Annotated in this window: 11 protein-coding genes; 4 read left to right on the top strand and 7 right to left on the bottom strand. The window is 63.4% G+C overall.

The genetic code is table 11. From position 1 onward, the window contains the following. Window positions 1–67: 67 nt before the first annotated feature. From lpdA to typA, 4 genes are all read right to left on the bottom strand, one after another. The gene (gene lpdA / locus AWB77_RS32715) at window positions 68–1,498 is read right to left on the bottom strand and encodes a dihydrolipoyl dehydrogenase (protein WP_061138598.1); all 1,431 of its coding nucleotides are present in this window, start codon (window positions 1,496–1,498) and stop codon (window positions 68–70) included. 93 nt (window positions 1,499–1,591) lie between these two features. Then, the gene (gene odhB / locus AWB77_RS32710) at window positions 1,592–2,893 is read right to left on the bottom strand and encodes a 2-oxoglutarate dehydrogenase complex dihydrolipoyllysine-residue succinyltransferase (RefSeq protein ID WP_061138597.1); all 1,302 of its coding nucleotides are present in this window, start codon (window positions 2,891–2,893) and stop codon (window positions 1,592–1,594) included. 84 nt (window positions 2,894–2,977) lie between these two features. Further along, on the bottom strand, window positions 2,978–5,836 hold the full coding sequence (locus tag AWB77_RS32705; protein WP_061138596.1) for a 2-oxoglutarate dehydrogenase E1 component: 2,859 nt from the start codon (window positions 5,834–5,836) through the stop codon (window positions 2,978–2,980). A gap of 322 nt (window positions 5,837–6,158) precedes the next feature. After that, window positions 6,159–7,985 carry a translational GTPase TypA gene (typA, locus tag AWB77_RS32700; RefSeq protein WP_061138595.1) on the bottom strand — a complete coding sequence of 609 codons (1,827 nt, stop codon included), beginning with the start codon at window positions 7,983–7,985 and terminating at the stop codon, window positions 6,159–6,161. Window positions 7,986–8,328: 343 nt separating this feature from the next. Here typA and AWB77_RS32695 point away from each other — a divergent pair, with 343 nt between their 5' ends. From AWB77_RS32695 to AWB77_RS32680, 4 genes are all read left to right on the top strand, one after another. Beyond that, window positions 8,329–8,844, top strand: a complete 516-nt coding sequence (locus AWB77_RS32695; protein WP_061138594.1) for a MarR family winged helix-turn-helix transcriptional regulator — start codon at window positions 8,329–8,331, stop codon at window positions 8,842–8,844. Between the two features lie 75 nt (window positions 8,845–8,919). Beyond that, window positions 8,920–10,422: an efflux transporter outer membrane subunit gene (locus AWB77_RS32690; RefSeq protein WP_208601595.1), complete on the top strand. Its 1,503-nt coding sequence runs from the start codon at window positions 8,920–8,922 to the stop codon at window positions 10,420–10,422. 51 nt (window positions 10,423–10,473) lie between these two features. After that, window positions 10,474–11,736 (top strand): EmrA/EmrK family multidrug efflux transporter periplasmic adaptor subunit, encoded by a 1,263-nt coding sequence (locus AWB77_RS32685; RefSeq protein ID WP_061138592.1) that lies wholly within the window; start codon window positions 10,474–10,476, stop codon window positions 11,734–11,736. A 12-nt stretch (window positions 11,737–11,748) separates the two neighbouring features. Next, window positions 11,749–13,308, top strand: coding sequence for a DHA2 family efflux MFS transporter permease subunit (locus AWB77_RS32680; protein ID WP_061138591.1), 1,560 nt, complete (start codon window positions 11,749–11,751; stop codon window positions 13,306–13,308). A 55-nt stretch (window positions 13,309–13,363) separates the two neighbouring features. Here AWB77_RS32680 and truB read toward each other — a convergent pair whose 3' ends face one another. The 3 genes from truB to infB all read right to left on the bottom strand — a co-directional run bounded on the left by truB (window position 13,364) and on the right by infB (window position 17,760). Beyond that, window positions 13,364–14,287 carry a tRNA pseudouridine(55) synthase TruB gene (gene truB / locus AWB77_RS32675; RefSeq protein WP_061138590.1) on the bottom strand — a complete coding sequence of 308 codons (924 nt, stop codon included), beginning with the start codon at window positions 14,285–14,287 and terminating at the stop codon, window positions 13,364–13,366. Beyond that, window positions 14,288–14,674, bottom strand: a complete 387-nt coding sequence (gene rbfA, locus AWB77_RS32670) for a 30S ribosome-binding factor RbfA (protein WP_061138589.1) — start codon at window positions 14,672–14,674, stop codon at window positions 14,288–14,290. 95 nt (window positions 14,675–14,769) lie between these two features. Then, the gene (gene infB / locus AWB77_RS32665; RefSeq protein WP_061138588.1) at window positions 14,770–17,760 is read right to left on the bottom strand and encodes a translation initiation factor IF-2; all 2,991 of its coding nucleotides are present in this window, start codon (window positions 17,758–17,760) and stop codon (window positions 14,770–14,772) included. Window positions 17,761–17,784 lie beyond the last annotated feature (24 nt).

Raw genomic sequence — 17,784 nt, 5'->3', positions numbered from 1 at the left:
ACGTGACGAAGGCGAGCGGTGTGATCCGCTCGCCTTCGTTGTACTGCCTTGTTGCCCGAAGGCGAACTTACATGTTCAACGCGCGCTTATCCACCGCGAGCGCCGCTTCACGCATCACTTCCGACAGCGACGGATGCGGATGGCAAATGCGGCCGATGTCTTCCGACGCCGCCTTGAACTCCATCGCCACCACCGCTTCCGCGATCAGGTCGGACGCGTCCGCCGCGATCACGTGCACGCCGAGGATTTCATCGGTCTTCGCATCCGCGATCATCTTGACGAAGCCTTCAGCACGGCCGATACCCAATGCACGGCCATTTGCCATCATCGGGAACTGGCCGGTCTTGATCTCGCGGCCTTTGGCCTTGAGCTGCTGTTCCGTCTTGCCGACCCACGCGATTTCCGGTTCCGTGTAGATGACCCACGGCACGCAGTTGTAGTCGATATGCGGCTTCTGACCGTCGATGATTTCCGCCACCGCCACGCCTTCGTCTTCCGCCTTGTGCGCGAGCATCGGGCCGCGCACGACATCGCCGATCGCGTACACGTTCGGCACGCTCGTCGCGCAATGATCGTCCACGTCGATGAAGCCGCGCTCGTTCGCCTTCAGGCCGATGGCTTCCAGCCCGAGGTTATCGGTATTCGGCACGCGGCCGATCGACACGATCAGGCGATCCGCTTCCAGCGTTTGCGCGTTACCGGCGTTGTCCGTATAAGCGATCGACACGCCATTGTCCGACGTCTTCACTTCGCCGATCTTCACGCCGAGGTGAATGTCGAGGCCTTGCTTCTTGAACTGCTTCGCGGCTTCCTTCGCGAGCGACTCGTCCGCCGCGCCGAGGAATTGCGGCAGCGCTTCGAGCACGGTCACGTCGGCGCCGAGACGACGCCACACCGAGCCGAGTTCCAGGCCGATCACGCCCGCGCCGATGACGGCGAGCTTCTTCGGCACGGCGTCGAATGACAGCGCGCCTTCGTTGTCGGCGACGATCTTGTTGTCGACCGGAATGTTCGGCAGATGACGCGCCTTCGAACCCGTCGCGATGATCACGTTCTTCGCCGTGACCGTTTCCGTTTCACCCTCGCCCGACACCTCGATCTGCACGCCGGCTTCATTCTTGCCGGTGAACTTGCCATGACCCTTGAGCCACGTGATCTTGTTCTTGCGGAACAGGAACTCGATGCCCTTCGTCATTTTCTCGACGATGCCGTCCTTGCGCGCCAGCATCTTCGACACGTCAAGCTTCACGTCCGACACGCTGATGCCGTGATCGGCCAGATGCTTCGACGCATTCTCGAATTCTTCCGACGACGCGAGCAGCGCCTTCGACGGGATGCAGCCCACATTCAGACACGTGCCGCCGAGCTTGAGCGCGCCCGCCGGGTTCTTCCACTTCTCGATACACGCAACCGTCTTGCCGAGTTGCGCTGCGCGAATCGCCGCGATATAGCCGCCGGGGCCCGCGCCGATCACGACGACATCAAATTCCTTGGACATGACTTTCCTTTCGCTTGACTGCGCTCTTGCGCAGACGCCTTCTTCGAGGCGCGCGCGAGCCTATCGCGCGCGCCCGAAGGCACGTTTGAGTTCTTACAGGTCCAGCAGCAGACGCGCCGGATCTTCCAGCGCATCCTTCATCGCGACCAGCGACAGCACGGCTTCGCGGCCGTCGATGATGCGGTGGTCGTACGACAGCGCGAGGTAGTTCATCGGACGGATCACGATCTGGCCGTTTTCGACGACCGCGCGTTCCTTCGTCGCGTGCACGCCGAGAATCGCGGATTGCGGCGGGTTGATGATCGGCGTCGAGAGCATGGAGCCGAACACGCCGCCGTTCGAGATCGAGAACGTGCCGCCGGTCATTTCTTCGATCGACAGCTTGCCGTCCTTGGCCTTCTGGCCGAATTCGGCGATCTTCTTCTCGATGTCGGCGAGGCTCATCTGATCCGCATTGCGCAGGATCGGCACGACGAGGCCGCGCGGCGAACCGACCGCAATACCGATGTCGAAGTAGCCGTGATAGACGATGTCATTGCCGTCGATCGATGCGTTCACGAGCGGGAATTTCTTCAGCGCGTGGACGGCGGCCTTCACGAAGAACGACATGAAGCCGAGCTTCACGCCGTGTTCCTTTTCGAAGCGGTCCTTGTACTTGTTGCGCAGATCCATGACCGGCGCCATGTTGACTTCGTTGAACGTCGTCAGGATGGCGTTGGTCTGCTGCGATTCGAGCAGACGCTCGGCGATACGCGCGCGCAGACGCGACATCGGCACGCGTTGTTCCGGGCGGTCCTTCAGCCACTGATCGGCCGATGCCGGTGCGCTGACTTGCGGCAGCGACGGCTTCGCGGCCTTCGAAGGCGCAGCGGCCGGAGCCGGTGCCTTTGCGGCAGCCGGGGCGCCGGCCTGAGCGGCGAGTGCATCGCCCTTCGTAATGCGGCCGTCGCGGCCCGAACCGGAAACCTGGTCGGCCGACACGCCCTTCTCCGCAAGAATCTTCGTCGCGGACGGCGACGCCGCGCCACCCGTTGCGCCCGCCGATGCCTGCGCGGCAGCCGGCGCCGATGCGGCAGCCGTTTCCGCGACCGGCGCGGGCTTCACTTCGGCGTCACCGGCAGCGGCGACGGCGGCAGGCGCTTCGCCCGCTTTCGCTTCGGTGTCGATCTTCGCGATGAGTTCGTCGGCGGTGACGATATCGCCATCGTGCTTGATGACTTGCGCGAGCACGCCAGCCGACGGAGCCGGCACTTCGAGCACGACCTTGTCGGTCTCGATTTCGATGAGGATTTCGTCCTGGGCGACAGCCTCACCCGGCTTCTTCTTCCATTGCAGCATGGTTGCTTCCGAGACCGACTCGGAGAGCTGGGGAACCTTGACTTCTACGATAGCCATTTCTGTATTGTCCTAATGCGTGTCTGTGTGTACGAGCGTCGGAACCGGCGCGCTTGCCGCACGCCGGCTCCGATCAGGCAACGATTACTTCGCGATGGTCTGCGCACCCTTCAGGCGGCCGAACGCGCCTTCTACCAGCGCCTTTTGCTGCTCGTAGTGCTTCGCGTAGTAGCCGACCGCGGGCGACGCCGAGGCGGGACGGCCGCTGTAGGCGAGCTTCATGCCTTCGCGCATGCCTTCGCGCAGATGGTGCTCGACGTAGAACCAGGCGCCCTGATTCTGCGGCTCGTCCTGCACCCACACGACTTCGGTCGCGTTCTCGTACTTCTTGAGTTCCGCGTCGAACTGCTTGTGCGCGAACGGATACAACTGCTCGATACGCACGATGGCGACATCGTTGCTCTTCGCTTCACGGCGATGCGCGACGATGTCGTAGTACACGCGGCCCGAGCACACGATCACGCGCTTGACCTTCTTCGGCTCGATTGCTTCGTCCACTTCGCCGATGACCGGCTGGAACGAACCCTTCGCCAGTTCCGACAGATCCGACACGGCTTCCTTGTGACGCAGCAGCGACTTCGGCGTCGCGATGATGAGCGGCTTGCGGAACAGGCGGATCATCTGGCGGCGCAGCAGGTGGAAGATCTGCGCCGGCGTCGTCGGCTGGACCACTTGCATGTTGTGATCCGCGCACAGTTGCAGGAAACGCTCGATACGCGCCGACGAGTGCTCCGGACCCTGGCCTTCGTAGCCGTGCGGCAGCATCATCGTGAGACCGGAGACGCGGCCCCACTTCACTTCGCCCGACGAGATGAACTGGTCGATCACCACTTGCGCGCCGTTCACGAAGTCGCCGAACTGCGCTTCCCACGCGACGAACGTGTTCGGTTCGGCGGTCGAATAGCCGTATTCGAAGCCCAGCACCGCTTCTTCGGACAGCACGGAGTCGATCACGGTGAACTTGGCCTGACCTTCCGCGATGTTCTGCAGCGGAATGTATGTGCCGTCGTTCCAGCGCTCGCGGTTCTGATCGTGCAGCACCGCGTGACGATGCGTGAACGTGCCGCGGCCCGAATCCTGGCCCGTCAGACGCACCGCATAGCCCGATGCCACCAGCGACGCGAACGCGAGATGCTCGCCCATGCCCCAGTCGAGCTTGGCTTCGCCCAGACCCATCGCGCGGCGGTCGTTGATGACGCGCTCGACGAGCGGGTGAACCTTGAAGTTTTCCGGAATCGTCGTGATGCGCTCGGCGAGACGCTTCAGTTCCGCGAGCGGGACGGCCGTGTCGGCGGCGTCGGTCCACTTGCGGTTCAGGAACGGCACCCAGTCGACCGCGTACTTGCTCTTGTAGTTCGAGAGCACGGGATCGATCGTGTGATGGCCTTCGTCCATCGCCTGACGATATTCCTTGACGAAGTTGTCCGCGTCTTCGGCCGTGATGACGCCTTGCTGCACGAGCTTTTCGGCGTAGACGGCGCGCGTGCCCGGATGCTTCGCGATGGTCTTGTACATCAGCGGCTGCGTGACCGCCGGCGTGTCCTGCTCGTTGTGACCGAGCTTGCGGAAGCAGATGATGTCGACGACCACGTCCTTGTGGAACTTCATGCGGAAGTCGATGGCAAGCTGCGTGGCGAGCACGACGGCTTCGGGATCGTCGCCGTTCACGTGCAGCACCGGCGCCTCGATCATCTTGACGACGTCCGAGCAATACAGCGTCGAGCGCGCGTCGCGCGGGTCCGACGTCGTGAAACCGATCTGGTTGTTGATGACGATATGCAGCGTGCCGTGCGTGCCGTAACCGCGCGTCTGCGCGAGGTTCAGCGTCTCCATGACGACGCCCTGGCCCGCGAAGGCCGCGTCGCCATGCACTTGCACCGGCAGCACTTGCAGGCCTTCTTCGTCGCCACGGCGATCCATACGCGCCTTGGCCGAGCCTTCGACCACCGGATTCACGATTTCCAGGTGCGACGGGTTGAACGCGAGCGACAGGTGCACCGGACCGCCTTCGGTCGAGACGTCCGACGAGAAGCCCTTGTGGTACTTCACGTCGCCGGCCGGCAGGTCATCGACGTGCTTGCCTTCGAACTCGGCGAAGAGGTCCGCCGGCATCTTGCCGAGCGTATTGACCAGCACGTTCAGACGCCCACGGTGCGCCATGCCGATGACGATCTCCTGCACGCCGTTCTTGCCCGCGTGCCGCACGACTTCGTCCATCGACGCGATGAAGCTCTCGCCGCCTTCCAGCGAGAAGCGCTTCTGGCCGACGTACTTGGTGTGCAGGAAACGCTCGAGGCCTTCGGCGGCCGTCAGGCGACCCAGGATGTGCTTCTTCTTGTCGTTCGAGAAGTTCGGCGTCGAGCGGATCGACTCGAGCTGCTCCTTCCACCAGCGCTTCTGCTCCGGATCGCTGATGTACATGAATTCAGCGCCGATCGTGCCGCAGTACGTGTCGCGCAGCGCCTTGACGATGTCGCGCAGCGATGCCTGCTCGAAACCGAAGTACAGGTTGTTCGCGTTGAACACCTGGTCCATGTCGGCTTCGGTGAAGTCGTAGAAGCCGGGTTCGAGTTCGGGAATGGCGGGACGCTCGCGGCGCTTGAGCGGATCGAGATTGGCCCATTGCGTGCCAAGGAAGCGATACGCGCCGATGAGCGATTGAACGTAGACTTGCTTTCGCGCGGTGGTCAGATCACCGGTGCTTTCGCGCGGCAGAAAGGCGTTGGCCTTCGCGCGCTGGGCGAAAGATTCGACGATGGGGCCGTGAGCCACGTCGTTGTGAGCCGTGCCGTCGGATGCGGGCACGTTCTGCAACGCGTCGAAATAGGCGCGCCAGGTCTCGGGCACTGACGCGGGATTATCGAGATATTGCTCGTACAACTCTTCGACGTACGGAGCATTACCGCCGAACAGATAAGAGTTCGACTGGAATTGCTTCATCATTTTACGCTCACCTTTCTTCGAGTTTCTCGAGGAAGTGCGGGTTACGAAACCTTCCGCGCCACGGCCTGACCGTTTAGCGGATTGCGCGAATCAAGTCTGCTTGGAAGGACCTAAAAAGCGACAGTTAATCCAGAAAGCATAGCACAGAACGAATAGTCATATGACGTATCGCCGCATGTGCCGTGCTCTCGCTTCCGTTACGCAACAAGGATGTGCGGGCTTTTCTGAGATAAGCAAGGGTCTCTTGCAGCGCGCCAGACAATGACAAAAGCCGCCCGAAGGCGGCTTTTGTTCTTACGTTGCGAACGGATGCGTTTGCACTTTATTCGGCGTTGGCTTCGCGACTCGCGCGGCGACGCTCGTGCTCTTTGAGATGACGCTTGCGCAGGCGGATCGATTGCGGCGTGACTTCGACGAGTTCGTCGTCGTCGATGAACTCGACCGCGTATTCCAGCGAAAGCTGGATCGGCGGAACGAGACGCACGGCTTCGTCGGTGCCCGATGCACGCACGTTGGTCAGCTGCTTGCCCTTGATCGGGTTCACGACGAGGTCGTTGTCGCGGCTGTGAATGCCGATGATCATGCCTTCATAGAGTGCATCGCCCGGCGACACGAACATGCGGCCGCGATCCTGCAGCTTCCACAGTGCGTAGGCGACGGCCGCGCCATCGTCCTGCGAGATCAGCACGCCGTTGCGGCGCTCGCCGACCGAACCTTCCTTGACCGGCGCGTAGGAATCGAACGTGTGGCTCATCAGGCCCGTACCGCGCGTGAGCGTGAGGAACTCGCTCTGGAAGCCGATCAGTCCGCGCGCCGAGATCTTGTACTCGAGACGCGTGCGGCCGCGGCCGTCCGACGTCATGTCGAGCATTTCGCCCTTGCGTCGGCCGAGTTCTTCCATCACGCCGCCCTGATGCTGGTCTTCGATATCGACAGTCAGGTTTTCGTACGGCTCGCACTTCACGCCGTCGATCTCCTGCAACACGACGCGCGGACGCGACACGGCCAGTTCGTAACCTTCACGGCGCATGTTCTCGACGAGAATCGTCAGATGCAGTTCGCCGCGGCCCGACACTTCGAACGTGGTTTCGTCGCCAGTATCTTTCACGCGCAGCGCGACGTTGTGATTCAGTTCCTTCGTCAGACGATCGCGAATCTGGCGGCTCGTCACGAACTTGCCTTCCTTGCCCGCGAGCGGCGACGAGTTCACGAGGAAGTTCATCGTGAGCGTCGGTTCGTCGACGGTAATCATCGGCAGCGCCTCGGGAGTGTCCGGCGAGCAGATGGTCACGCCGATGCCGATCTCCTCGATGCCGTTGATCAGCACGATATCGCCGGCTTGCGCTTCTTCCACTTGCACGCGCTCCAGACCGTGGAACGACAGCACCTGATTGATCTTGCGGTTCAGGATCGCGCCGTCCGGGCCCGAGCGCACGGCGACTTGCATGCCAGGACGGATGCGGCCACGCGCGACACGGCCCACGCCGATACGGCCGACGTACGAGTTGTAATCGAGCGACGTGATCTGAAGCTGCAAAGGACCGTCCGGATCGGCCGGGCGCACGGGAACGTGTTCGAGAATGGCTTCGAACAGCGGGCGCATCGTGCCCTCGCGGACATCGGGCTCGAGCCCGGCGAAGCCGTTGAGACCGGATGCGTAGACGATCGGGAAGTCGAGCTGCTCTTCGGTCGCGCCGAGCTTGTCGAACAGATCGAAGGTCTGGTTGATCACCCAGTCGATCCGTGCGCCCGGACGGTCCACCTTGTTGACGACGACGATCGGCTTCAGACCGAGCGCGAGCGCCTTCTTCGTGACGAAGCGCGTTTGCGGCATGGGGCCTTCGACGGCGTCGACGAGCAGCAGCACGGAGTCGACCATCGACAGCACGCGCTCCACTTCACCGCCGAAGTCCGCGTGTCCCGGCGTATCGACGATGTTGATGTGCGTGCCTTCGTATTCGACGGCGCAGTTCTTCGCCAGGATCGTGATGCCACGTTCCTTTTCGATGTCGTTCGAGTCCATGACCCGCTCGGCGACCTGTTGATTTTCCCGGAAGGTGCCCGACTGACGGAGCAACTGGTCGACGAGCGTGGTCTTGCCGTGGTCGACGTGGGCGATGATGGCGATATTGCGGAGGGCGCGAGTCATAGAAAGATGTCTTGGTTGTGCGCCGTCGGAGCGAGTCCCCTTAACTTCAACGAGACTCCATAACTCGGCAAGCCCCTCTGAAAAACCATCATGCAAGCATGACGACGCGGGCCCGGCGCGGTGAGAACCGTAAAGTATAGCACGCACGGATGTCCAGGCCTTGCAATAGGACTCAACCCGTAATCCGTCTTGAGCAAGCGTTGTGCGCCCGACACGCCGGCCCTCCGTTACGCAGCACGCGTTGCGGCGATTGTTAAGCACTTCCAGAAAAGATCCTTGCAGCGCCTGCAACGCCCGCCTATAATCCTGCCTAGTCAACTATTGCAATCGCATAATTATTTCCATGAGCGACGCTCCGAAACCTGCGGCGATCGGCGACTATGTGCTCGCCGAGAGCGTCGGCTATCTGATCAGCCGGGTGCGCTCGACCATGTGGAACATGGTCACGCAACACACCACTTCTGAACTGGGCATCACCAGCACGCAGGCCAGCATTCTGTTCATGCTGGCGGTCGGCAAATGCCTGACGGCGGCGGACATCGCCCGCGAATACGGCATCGACGCAAGCGCAGTCACGCGCCTCATCGACCGTCTGGAAAAGCGCGGCCTGCTCTCGCGCGTGCGCAGTGAGGAGGACCGGCGCGTCGTGCGCCTCGCGCTCACCGACGAAGGCCAGACGACGGCCGAGAAGATTCCGGCCATTTTCACGCGCGTCCTGGACAATCTGCTCGCGGGCTTCACGCCGGAAGAAGTCGGCTTCCTGAAAAGCATGCTGCGTCGAATCCTTGCCAACTCCTGCGATCCGTCCGTGGCGCCTTTGCTCGGCGGTAATGATAAGCCAGGTACGTCATTGCGATGACAAGCAAATCGGTCATCGCAAGCCTACAAAATGATTGCAATGTCCATCTTTAATTCTCATCTCAAGAGACGAGATATGAAACACCTCTCCCCGTCCGCGATTCGCGGCGAAAGCCGTGTGAAGAGCGCCGTCGCCGCTGCGGTTGCCGCGCTGGCGCTCGCCGGTTGCGCGAACTACGCGGGCATTTCGAGCGACAAGCAGATCGCCGCGCCGGAAAACTTCGAGGCCACGCAAAGCGTGCCGGGACAAGGCGGCCAGTGGCCCACGCTCGACTGGGCCAGGCAGTTCGGCGATCCGCAACTGCCGCAACTGATCGACGAAGCGCTCGCCGACAATCCGACCATCGCGCAGGCGCAATCGCGCATTGCCAAGGCGTCGTCGTATATCGAGACGTCGCGCTCGGCGCTCTATCCGAAGGTCAACGGCTCGTATTCGTGGACGCGCGAGCTCTATTCGGCCAACGCCCTCTTCCCGCCGCCCTACGGCGGCACGTGGTTCAGCGAGAACAACGTGCTCGCGAGCGCGTCGTGGGAGCTGGACCTGTGGGGCAAGAACCGTTCGCGCCTGAACATGGCGGTATCGCAGCAGAAAGCCGCCGAAGCCGACATGCAGCAGGCGCGCGTGACGCTGGCCGCATCGGTCGCGCGCACGTACAACCAGCTCGCGCTGCTCTATGCGCTGCGTGACGTGGCGCTGCGCGAGATCGCGAACCGGCAGGACGTCGGACGCATCACGAACGGGCGCGTCGCGGCCGGCCTCGACACGAACGTCGAGCGTCAGACGGCGGAAGGCAACGTAGCGACGAGCCAGACGAACTCGACCGAACTCGACGGCCAGATCGAAACGGTCCGCTATCAGCTGGCCGCGCTGCTCGGCAAGGGCCCGGATCGCGGTCTCACGATCGCGAAGCCGGTCATCGACCCCAACGTCAACGTGACGCTGCCCGACAACGTGCCCGCCGATCTCGTCTCGCGCCGCCCGGACATCGTCGCCGCGCGCTGGCAGGTCGAATCCGCGACGCACAACATCAAGGAAGCGAAGGCCGAGTTCTTCCCGGACATCAACCTCGCGGCAGGCTTCGGTTTCGACGCGTTCGGCTGGGGCCGCTTCCTCCAGGCGAGCAGCCGGCAAATCCAGATCGGGCCGGCTGTGCATCTGCCGATCTTCGACGCCGGCGCGCTGCGCGCCCAGTTGAAGGGCCGTTACGCCGATTTCGAAGGCGATGTCGCGAACTACAATCAGACGCTCATCAACGCGATGAACGACGTCGCGACCAACATCTCCGCGATCCGCTCGCTCGACAAGCAGATGGCCGACGCCCAGCGCGCGCTCGCGGCGGCGACGAGCGCCTATCAGCTCGCCGTGATCCGCTACAAGGCGGGCCTCTCGCCGCAACTGCAGGTGTTGAACGCCGACGAGAACCGTCTCGCCAACGAGCAGACCGTGACGAACCTGCGCCTGAAGCGCACCGATCTGCAAATCGCGCTGATCAAGGCGCTCGGCGGCGGTTTCGACGCCACGAGCACGAATCTGGCGATCGACGGCAGCGGACAGAATCAGGCCACGGCGGCGAAGTAAGCCGCGCAAAGAATACGCATCGGACCAAATACGGAATCTTCGGAGTCTTTCATGAGCGACCCTCAACAAAACGCAGCCGCGGCAGCCGCGCCGGCGCCGAAACAGAGCAACGGCAAACGCCGCGTGCTGATGACGCTGATCGTGCTCGTCATCATCATTGCGGCCGTCGCGTACGGGCTGTACTACTTCCTCGTCGCGCGCTTTCACGAATCCACCGACGACGCCTACGTGAACGGAAACGTCGTGCAGATCACGCCGCAGGTCGTCGGCACGGTGATTTCGGTGAACGCGGACGATACGCAGACGGTGAAGACCGGCGATCCGCTCGTCGCCCTCGATCCGGCCGATTCGAAAGTCGCGCTCGATCAGGCCGAGGCCAATCTTGCGCAGACGGTGCGCCAGGTCCGCACGTTCTTCGTGAACAACAACCAGTACGAAGCGCAGATCGCGTTGCGCAAGTCGGATCTGTCGCGCGCGCAGGACGATCTGAAGCGCCGCATGCAGGTCGCGCAGACGGGCGCCGTGTCGCAGGAAGAAATTTCGCATGCCCGCGACGCGGTGCGCAGCGCGCAGGCCGCGCTCGACGCCGCCCAGCAGGAACTCGCATCGAACCGCTCGCTCACGGCCAACACGACCATCGCCGATCACCCGAACGTGCTCGCGGCCGCCGCGAAGGTCCGCGATTCGTACATCAACTACGCGCGCAACACGCTGCCGGCGCCGGTGACCGGCTATGTCGCGAAGCGCTCGGTGCAGGTGGGCCAGCGCGTGTCGCCAGGCAATCCGCTGATGGCGATCGTGCCGCTCAACGGCGTCTGGGTCGACGCGAACTTCAAGGAAGTGCAGTTGAAGCACATGCGCATCGGCCAGCCGGTCGAACTGACGGCCGATCTGTACGGCTCGAACGTCGTGTATCACGGCAAGGTGATCGGCTTCTCGGCGGGCACCGGCTCGGCGTTCTCGCTCCTGCCCGCGCAGAACGCGACGGGCAACTGGATCAAGGTCGTGCAGCGCCTGCCGGTGCGCATCCAGCTCGATCCGAAGGAACTGGAAGAACATCCGCTGCGCATCGGTCTTTCCATGAACGTCGACGTAACGATCAAGGACGAGCAAGGCGGCCAGCTCGGCAACGCCCAGAACACGGTCTACCAGACCAACGTGTTCGACAACTACGGTGCGCAGGCCGATCAGGAAATCGCGCGCATCATCCAGCAGAACGCGGGCACGGGCGCGGGCGCTGGATCGGTATCGCAGAGCACGTCGTCGGCGCACGGACGCGCGACGAAGTCCGCATCGGCCACCAAGCTGATGTAAGCGGACGCGCCCATGTCTTCGCAAAACGTCGTTCATCCGCCGCTATCGGGCGGCAAACTCGTCATCGGGACGATCGCCGTGTCGCTCGCGGTGTTCATGAACGTGCTCGACACGTCCATTGCGAACGTCTCGATTCCGTCGATCTCCGGCGATCTCGGCGTGTCCTCGGATCAAGGCACGTGGGTCATCACGTCGTTTGCGGTCGCCAACGCGATCTCGGTGCCGCTCACCGGCTGGCTCACGCAGCGGCTCGGGCAGGTCCGGCTCTTTCTCGGCTCGATCATCCTGTTCGTGATCGCGTCGTGGCTTTGCGGCCTCGCGCCGACGCTGCCCTTCCTGCTCGCCGCGCGCGTCTTCCAGGGTGCGGTCGCCGGCCCGATGATCCCGCTGTCGCAAACGCTGCTGCTCGCGAGCTATCCGCGTGAAAAGGCGCCGATGGCCTTGTCGATGTGGTCAATGACCACGCTGATCGCGCCGGTCGCGGGTCCGGTGCTCGGCGGCTGGATTTCGGACAACATCTCGTGGCCGTGGATCTTCTACGTGAACATTCCGGTCGGCATCGCGGCGGCGCTCGCCACGTTCGCGATCTTCCGCGACCGCGATTCGACGATCCGCAAGGCGCCGATCGACACGGTCGGTCTCGGGCTGCTCGTCGTCTGGGTCGGCTCGCTGCAAATTATGCTCGACAAAGGCAAGGATCTCGACTGGTTCAATTCGACCACGATCGTCGTGCTCGCGCTCATCGCCGTCATCGCGTTCGCGTTCTTCATCGTGTGGGAGCTGACGGCGGAGCATCCGGTCGTCGACCTGTCGCTCTTCGAGCTGCGCAATTTCACGGGCGGCACGATCGCGCTATCGATCGGTTACGGGCTCTACTTCGGCAATCTCGTGCTGCTGCCGTTGTGGCTGCAGACGGACATCGGCTATACGGCGACGAACGCCGGTCTCGTGATGGCGCCCGTCGGCGTCTTCGCGATCCTGCTCTCGCCGATCACGGGCAAGTTCCTGCCGCGCACCGATCCGCGCTTTATCGCGACCGCGGCCTTCCTCGTGTTCGCGCTGTGCTTCTGGATGCGCTCGCGTTACACGACCGGCGTCGACACGTGGGCGCTGACGCTGCCGACGCTGATTCAGGGCATCGGCATGGCGGGCTTCTTCATCCCGCTCGTGTCGATCACGCTGTCGGGCTTGCCGGGGCATCGGATACCGGCGGCGTCGGGGCTGTCGAACTTCGTGCGGATCATGTGCGGCGGCATCGGCACGTCGATCTTTTCGACGGCGTGGGAGCATCGTTCGATTGTGCATCACGCGCAGCTCGTCGAAAGCGCGAACTCGTACAACCCCGTGTTCGCTAATTCGATGCAGCAAATGGGCGCGCTCGGCCTCTCGCACGAGCAGACCGTCGGCCTCTACAACAGCATGGCGACCCAGCAGGCCGCGCAACTCGGCGTGAACGACATGTTCTATATATCGGCTGGGATCTTCGTCGCGCTGATCGTGCTGATCTGGATCACGAAGCCCGAGCGGTCCGGCGGCGGGGATTCGGCGGCGGCGGCATCGGCGGCGCACTGAACGCCTTTGGTTAGCACCCAAGAAAGAGCCTGGTCGATCTCGACCGGGCTCTTTTTCATTGTGCCGTGACGACGAGCCTTTCCGGCGCGAGCACGCCCTCGCCCGCACGCGCGACGCCGAGCAGCCGGCCGCCTTCCTGCGCATAGACGCGCACGCGGCCTTCTTCGAGACGAGTCTTCGCAACATCGGCGAGCTTCAGGCGCTGGCCGTGCAGGAAGCGCTTCGTCGCTTCATCGTTCAACTGAACGGCGGGAAAGGTGGAAAGGAGCGCGTCGACGGGCTGGAGCCGCGCGTCGCGTTCGGCTTCGGTCAGGCGCGCGAGCTGATCGAGCGTGACCGCGTGTTCGAGCGTGAGCGCGCCGACGCCCGTGCGCCGCAGCGCCGTCAGATGTGCGCCGCATCCGAGCGCTTCGCCGATGTCCTCTGCCAGCGTGCGAACATACGTGCCCTTGCTGCACGTCACGCGAAACGTCACGAGCGGCAATGCACACGCGATCAAATGCAACGCGTGGATCGTCACATTGCGCCCTTCGCGCTCGACCGTCTGACCGGCGCGCGCATATTCGTAGAGCGGCTTGCCGTCGCGCTTCAGAGCGGAGTACATCGGCGGAATTTGGACGATATCGCCGATGAATCGCTCCATCGCATCGGCGACCGACGCTTCATCGCACGTCACCTCGCGCGTGTCGATGGCTTCGCCTTCGGCATCGCCCGTCGTCGTGCGGATACCCAGACGCATCGTCGCTTCGTAGGTCTTGTCGGCGTCGAGCAGGTCTTGCGAAAACTTCGTCGCCTCGCCGAAACACAGCGGCAGCAGGCCGGTCGCGAGCGGATCGAGCGTGCCGGTGTGACCGGCCTTCTTCGCCAGATAAATCCGCTTTGCCTTGATGAGCGCGTCGTTGCTGGATAGGCCGAGCGGCTTGTCCAGCAGAAGCACGCCGTCCAGCGCGCGACGTGGAATCTTCGGACCGCCCTTCACTCACGCACCTTCCTGATCGTCGTCCGCATCTTTCGCGCGCGTCGCGTTCGCTTCGTCGATGAGACGCGACATCTCGACGGCCTTCTCGATCGTCTGGTCGTAGTGGAAATGCAGCCTCGGCACCGTATGAATATGCAGGCGCTTGAAAAGCATGTTGTGCAGATGGCCCGCCGCGTGATTGAGCCCTTCCTGCGTCTGCTTCGGATCGCCGGTCAGCGTCGTGAAGTAGACCTTCGCGTGCGCGTAGTCGGGCGTGAGCTCGACGCTCTGAATCGTCACGAGGCCCACGCGCGGGTCTTTCACCTCGCGCATGAGCTCGGAAAGATCGCGCTGGATCTGGTCCGCAATCTGCACGTTGCGGTTCGCGGATGTCCGTTTTTTAGCCATGATGTCGTTTCCGTAGTTCCTTTCCTGCCGCGCTAAACAAAAAGGGCGGAGCAAGCCGCAAGGCTCGCCCCGCCCTTTTCTCAGCGGCTAACGCATTACAGCGTGCGGGCCACTTCCGTCACTTCGAAGACTTCGAACTGATCGCCTTCGACGATGTCGCTGAAGTTCTTGATCGACATACCGCACTCGAAGCCCTGGCGCACTTCCTTGACGTCGTCCTTGAAGCGCTTGAGCGAATCGAGCTCGCCGGTGTGGATCACGACGTTGTTGCGGATCACGCGCACCGACGAGGAACGCTTCACCACGCCGTCCGTGACCATACAACCCGCGATCAGGCCGACCTTCGGCACGCGGATGACCTGACGCACCTCGACCATGCCCGTCACCGTCTCGCGCTTCTCCGGCGCGAGCATGCCGGACATCGCCGCCTTCACCTCATCCACGGCGTCGTAGATGATGTTGTAGTAGCGGATGTCGATGCCGTTCGCCTCGGCCAGCTTGCGGGCTTGCGCATCCGCACGCGTGTTGAAGCCGATGATGACCGCCTTCGACGCCGTCGCCAGGTTGACGTCCGATTCGCTGATCGCGCCGACCGCGCTGTGCACGATCTGCACCCGCACTTCGTTGGTCGAGAGCTTCTGCAGCGACTGAACCAGCGCTTCCTGCGAGCCCTGCACGTCCGCCTTGACGATGAGCGGCAGGTTCTGCACTTCGCCTTCGCCCATCTGCTCGAGCATGTTTTCGAGCTTCGCGGCCTGCTGCTTGGCAAGCTTCACGTCGCGGAACTTGCCTTGACGGAACAGCGCGATTTCGCGCGCCTTGCGCTCGTCCGGCAACACGATGACTTCCTCGCCCGCCGCCGGCACTTCCGACAGACCTTGAATTTCGACCGGAATCGACGGACCCGCCGTCTTCGTCGGCTTGCCGGTTTCGTCCAGCATTGCGCGAACGCGGCCGTATGCGCTGCCCGCCAGCACCACGTCGCCGCGGTTCAGCGTGCCCGACTGCACCAGAATGGTCGCGACCGGGCCCTTACCCTTGTCCAGCTTCGCTTCGATGACGAGACCCTTCGCAGGGGCGTCGACCGGCGCGGTAAGTTCCAGCACTTCGGCTTGCAGCGACACGTTTTCCAGCAGATCGTCGATACCGCGGCCCGTCTTTGCCGACACTTCGATGAACGGCGAATCGCCGCCGTATTCTTCCGGCACCACGCCTTCCGCGACGAGTTCCTGCTTCACGCGGTCGGGGTTGGCTTCCGGCTTGTCGATCTTGTTGATCGCGACGACGATCGGCACGCCGCCCGCCTTCGCGTGGGCGATCGCTTCCTTCGTCTGCGGCATCACGCCGTCATCGGCCGCGACGACCAGAATGACGATGTCGGTTGCCTTCGCGCCGCGCGCACGCATGGCCGTAAAGGCCTCGTGACCCGGCGTGTCGAGGAAGGTGATGACGCCGCGCGGCGTCTCGACGTGATACGCGCCGATATGCTGCGTGATGCCGCCCGCTTCGCCCGCCGCCACTTTCGCGCGACGGATGTAGTCCAGGAGCGAGGTCTTGCCGTGGTCGACGTGACCCATGACTGTGACGACCGGCGGACGCGGCAGCTTCTCCGCCGTTTCCTCGGTGGTTTCGCCTTCGATCAGGAGCGCTTCCGGATCGTCCAGCTTCGCCGCGACCGCGCGATGGCCCAGTTCCTCGACGACGATCATCGCCGTTTCCTGATCCAGCACCTGATTGATCGTGACCATCTGGCCGAGCTTCATCATCACCTTGATGACTTCCGAAGCCTTCACCGACATCTTGTGCGCAAGGTCGGCCACCGAGATGGTTTCCGGCACGTGCACTTCACGGATGATCGGCTCGGTTGGCGCCTGGAACGACGTCGACTGATCCTGATGCTTGCCGCGACCCTTCGGACCGCCGCGCCAGCCGCGATCGACACCGCCGCTCGAATCGCCGCGCGTCTTCATGCCGCGACGCTTCGATGCGTCGTCCTGCTGCCAGCCGCCCTTGCCAGCCTTCTTCTTGTCGCCAGCGCCTGCCGGTGCCGTCGATGCGGGCGCCGGCGCGCCGCCTGCAGCCGGCTTCTTCGCCGCTGCGGGACGGGCCGCCTGTGCGCCTTCCGGCTTCGCGGGCTTGTGCAGCGTGCCCTTCGCTTCGGCGGCCTTCGCCGCTTCGGCCGGCTTAGGTGCGGGCGCGGGTTCCGGCGCCTTCACCTGCGCCTTGCGCGGCGTGTTCATCATTTCGCGGATCGCGCGGGCTTCGGCTTCTGCCGCCGCACGGCGCTTCGCGACCGCTTCCTGCTCGAGGCGCGCCTTTTCGGCCTTGGCCTTCGCGTCTTCTTCCGCCTTCTTCGCGGCTTCGCGCTGCGCGGCACGTTCGCTCGCGGCCTTTTCTTCCGCAGCTTTTTCAGCGGCTTCGCGTTGGGCAGTGTCGTCCTGCTTCGGCTCCGGCTTCGCTTCGACAGCCGCCGGTTGCACGCGCGTTTCCTGCCGCGCGGCCTGCGCCGCACGCGAGATTTCCGCAGCCTGAGCCGCAGCCGCCGCACGGCGCGCCGCTTCTTCTTCCTGCTTGCGACGCTCGGCTTCCGCCGCTTCCTCGCGTGCGCGGCGCTCGGCTTCTTCCTGCTCGAACTTCGCCTGACGCTCCTTCAGCTCGCGCTCTTCGCGCTCGAGCTGCTCGGCAGCGTGACGCGCTTCTTCCTCGCGGCGCTGCAGTTCGGCCTCGTCGACTTCCGGCTCTTCGACATGATTCGCCTGCGCCTCGGCCTGCTCGAGACCGGGTTCGTCGCGCTTCACGAAAACACGCTTTTTGCGCACCTCGACCTGAATGGTGCGAGCTTTACCCGTTGCGTCGGATTGCTTGATTTCCGACGTATGCCGGCGGGTCAAAGTGATCTTGCGCTTGTCGGCGTCGGCGGAACCGTGCGACTTGCGCAAATGATCGAGCAGACGCGCCTTGTCCGTCTCGGACAGGTCGTCGTTCGCGCTCGCTTTCTGGACGCCAGCCGCCTGCAACTGCTCGAGCAGGACGCCCGCAGGCATTTTGAGTTCCGCGGCAAATTGGGCTACGTTGTTACTCGCCATTCATTCCTCTTGATGCAAGGACCA

Origin of the sequence: Caballeronia fortuita (assembly GCF_001544835.2) — a bacterium.
In the GTDB taxonomy this organism is placed as follows: Bacteria; Pseudomonadota; Gammaproteobacteria; order Burkholderiales; family Burkholderiaceae; genus Caballeronia; species Caballeronia fortuita.
Note: the sequence above shows the minus strand (reverse complement) of the source record. Positions and strands in the feature narration are given on the sequence as shown.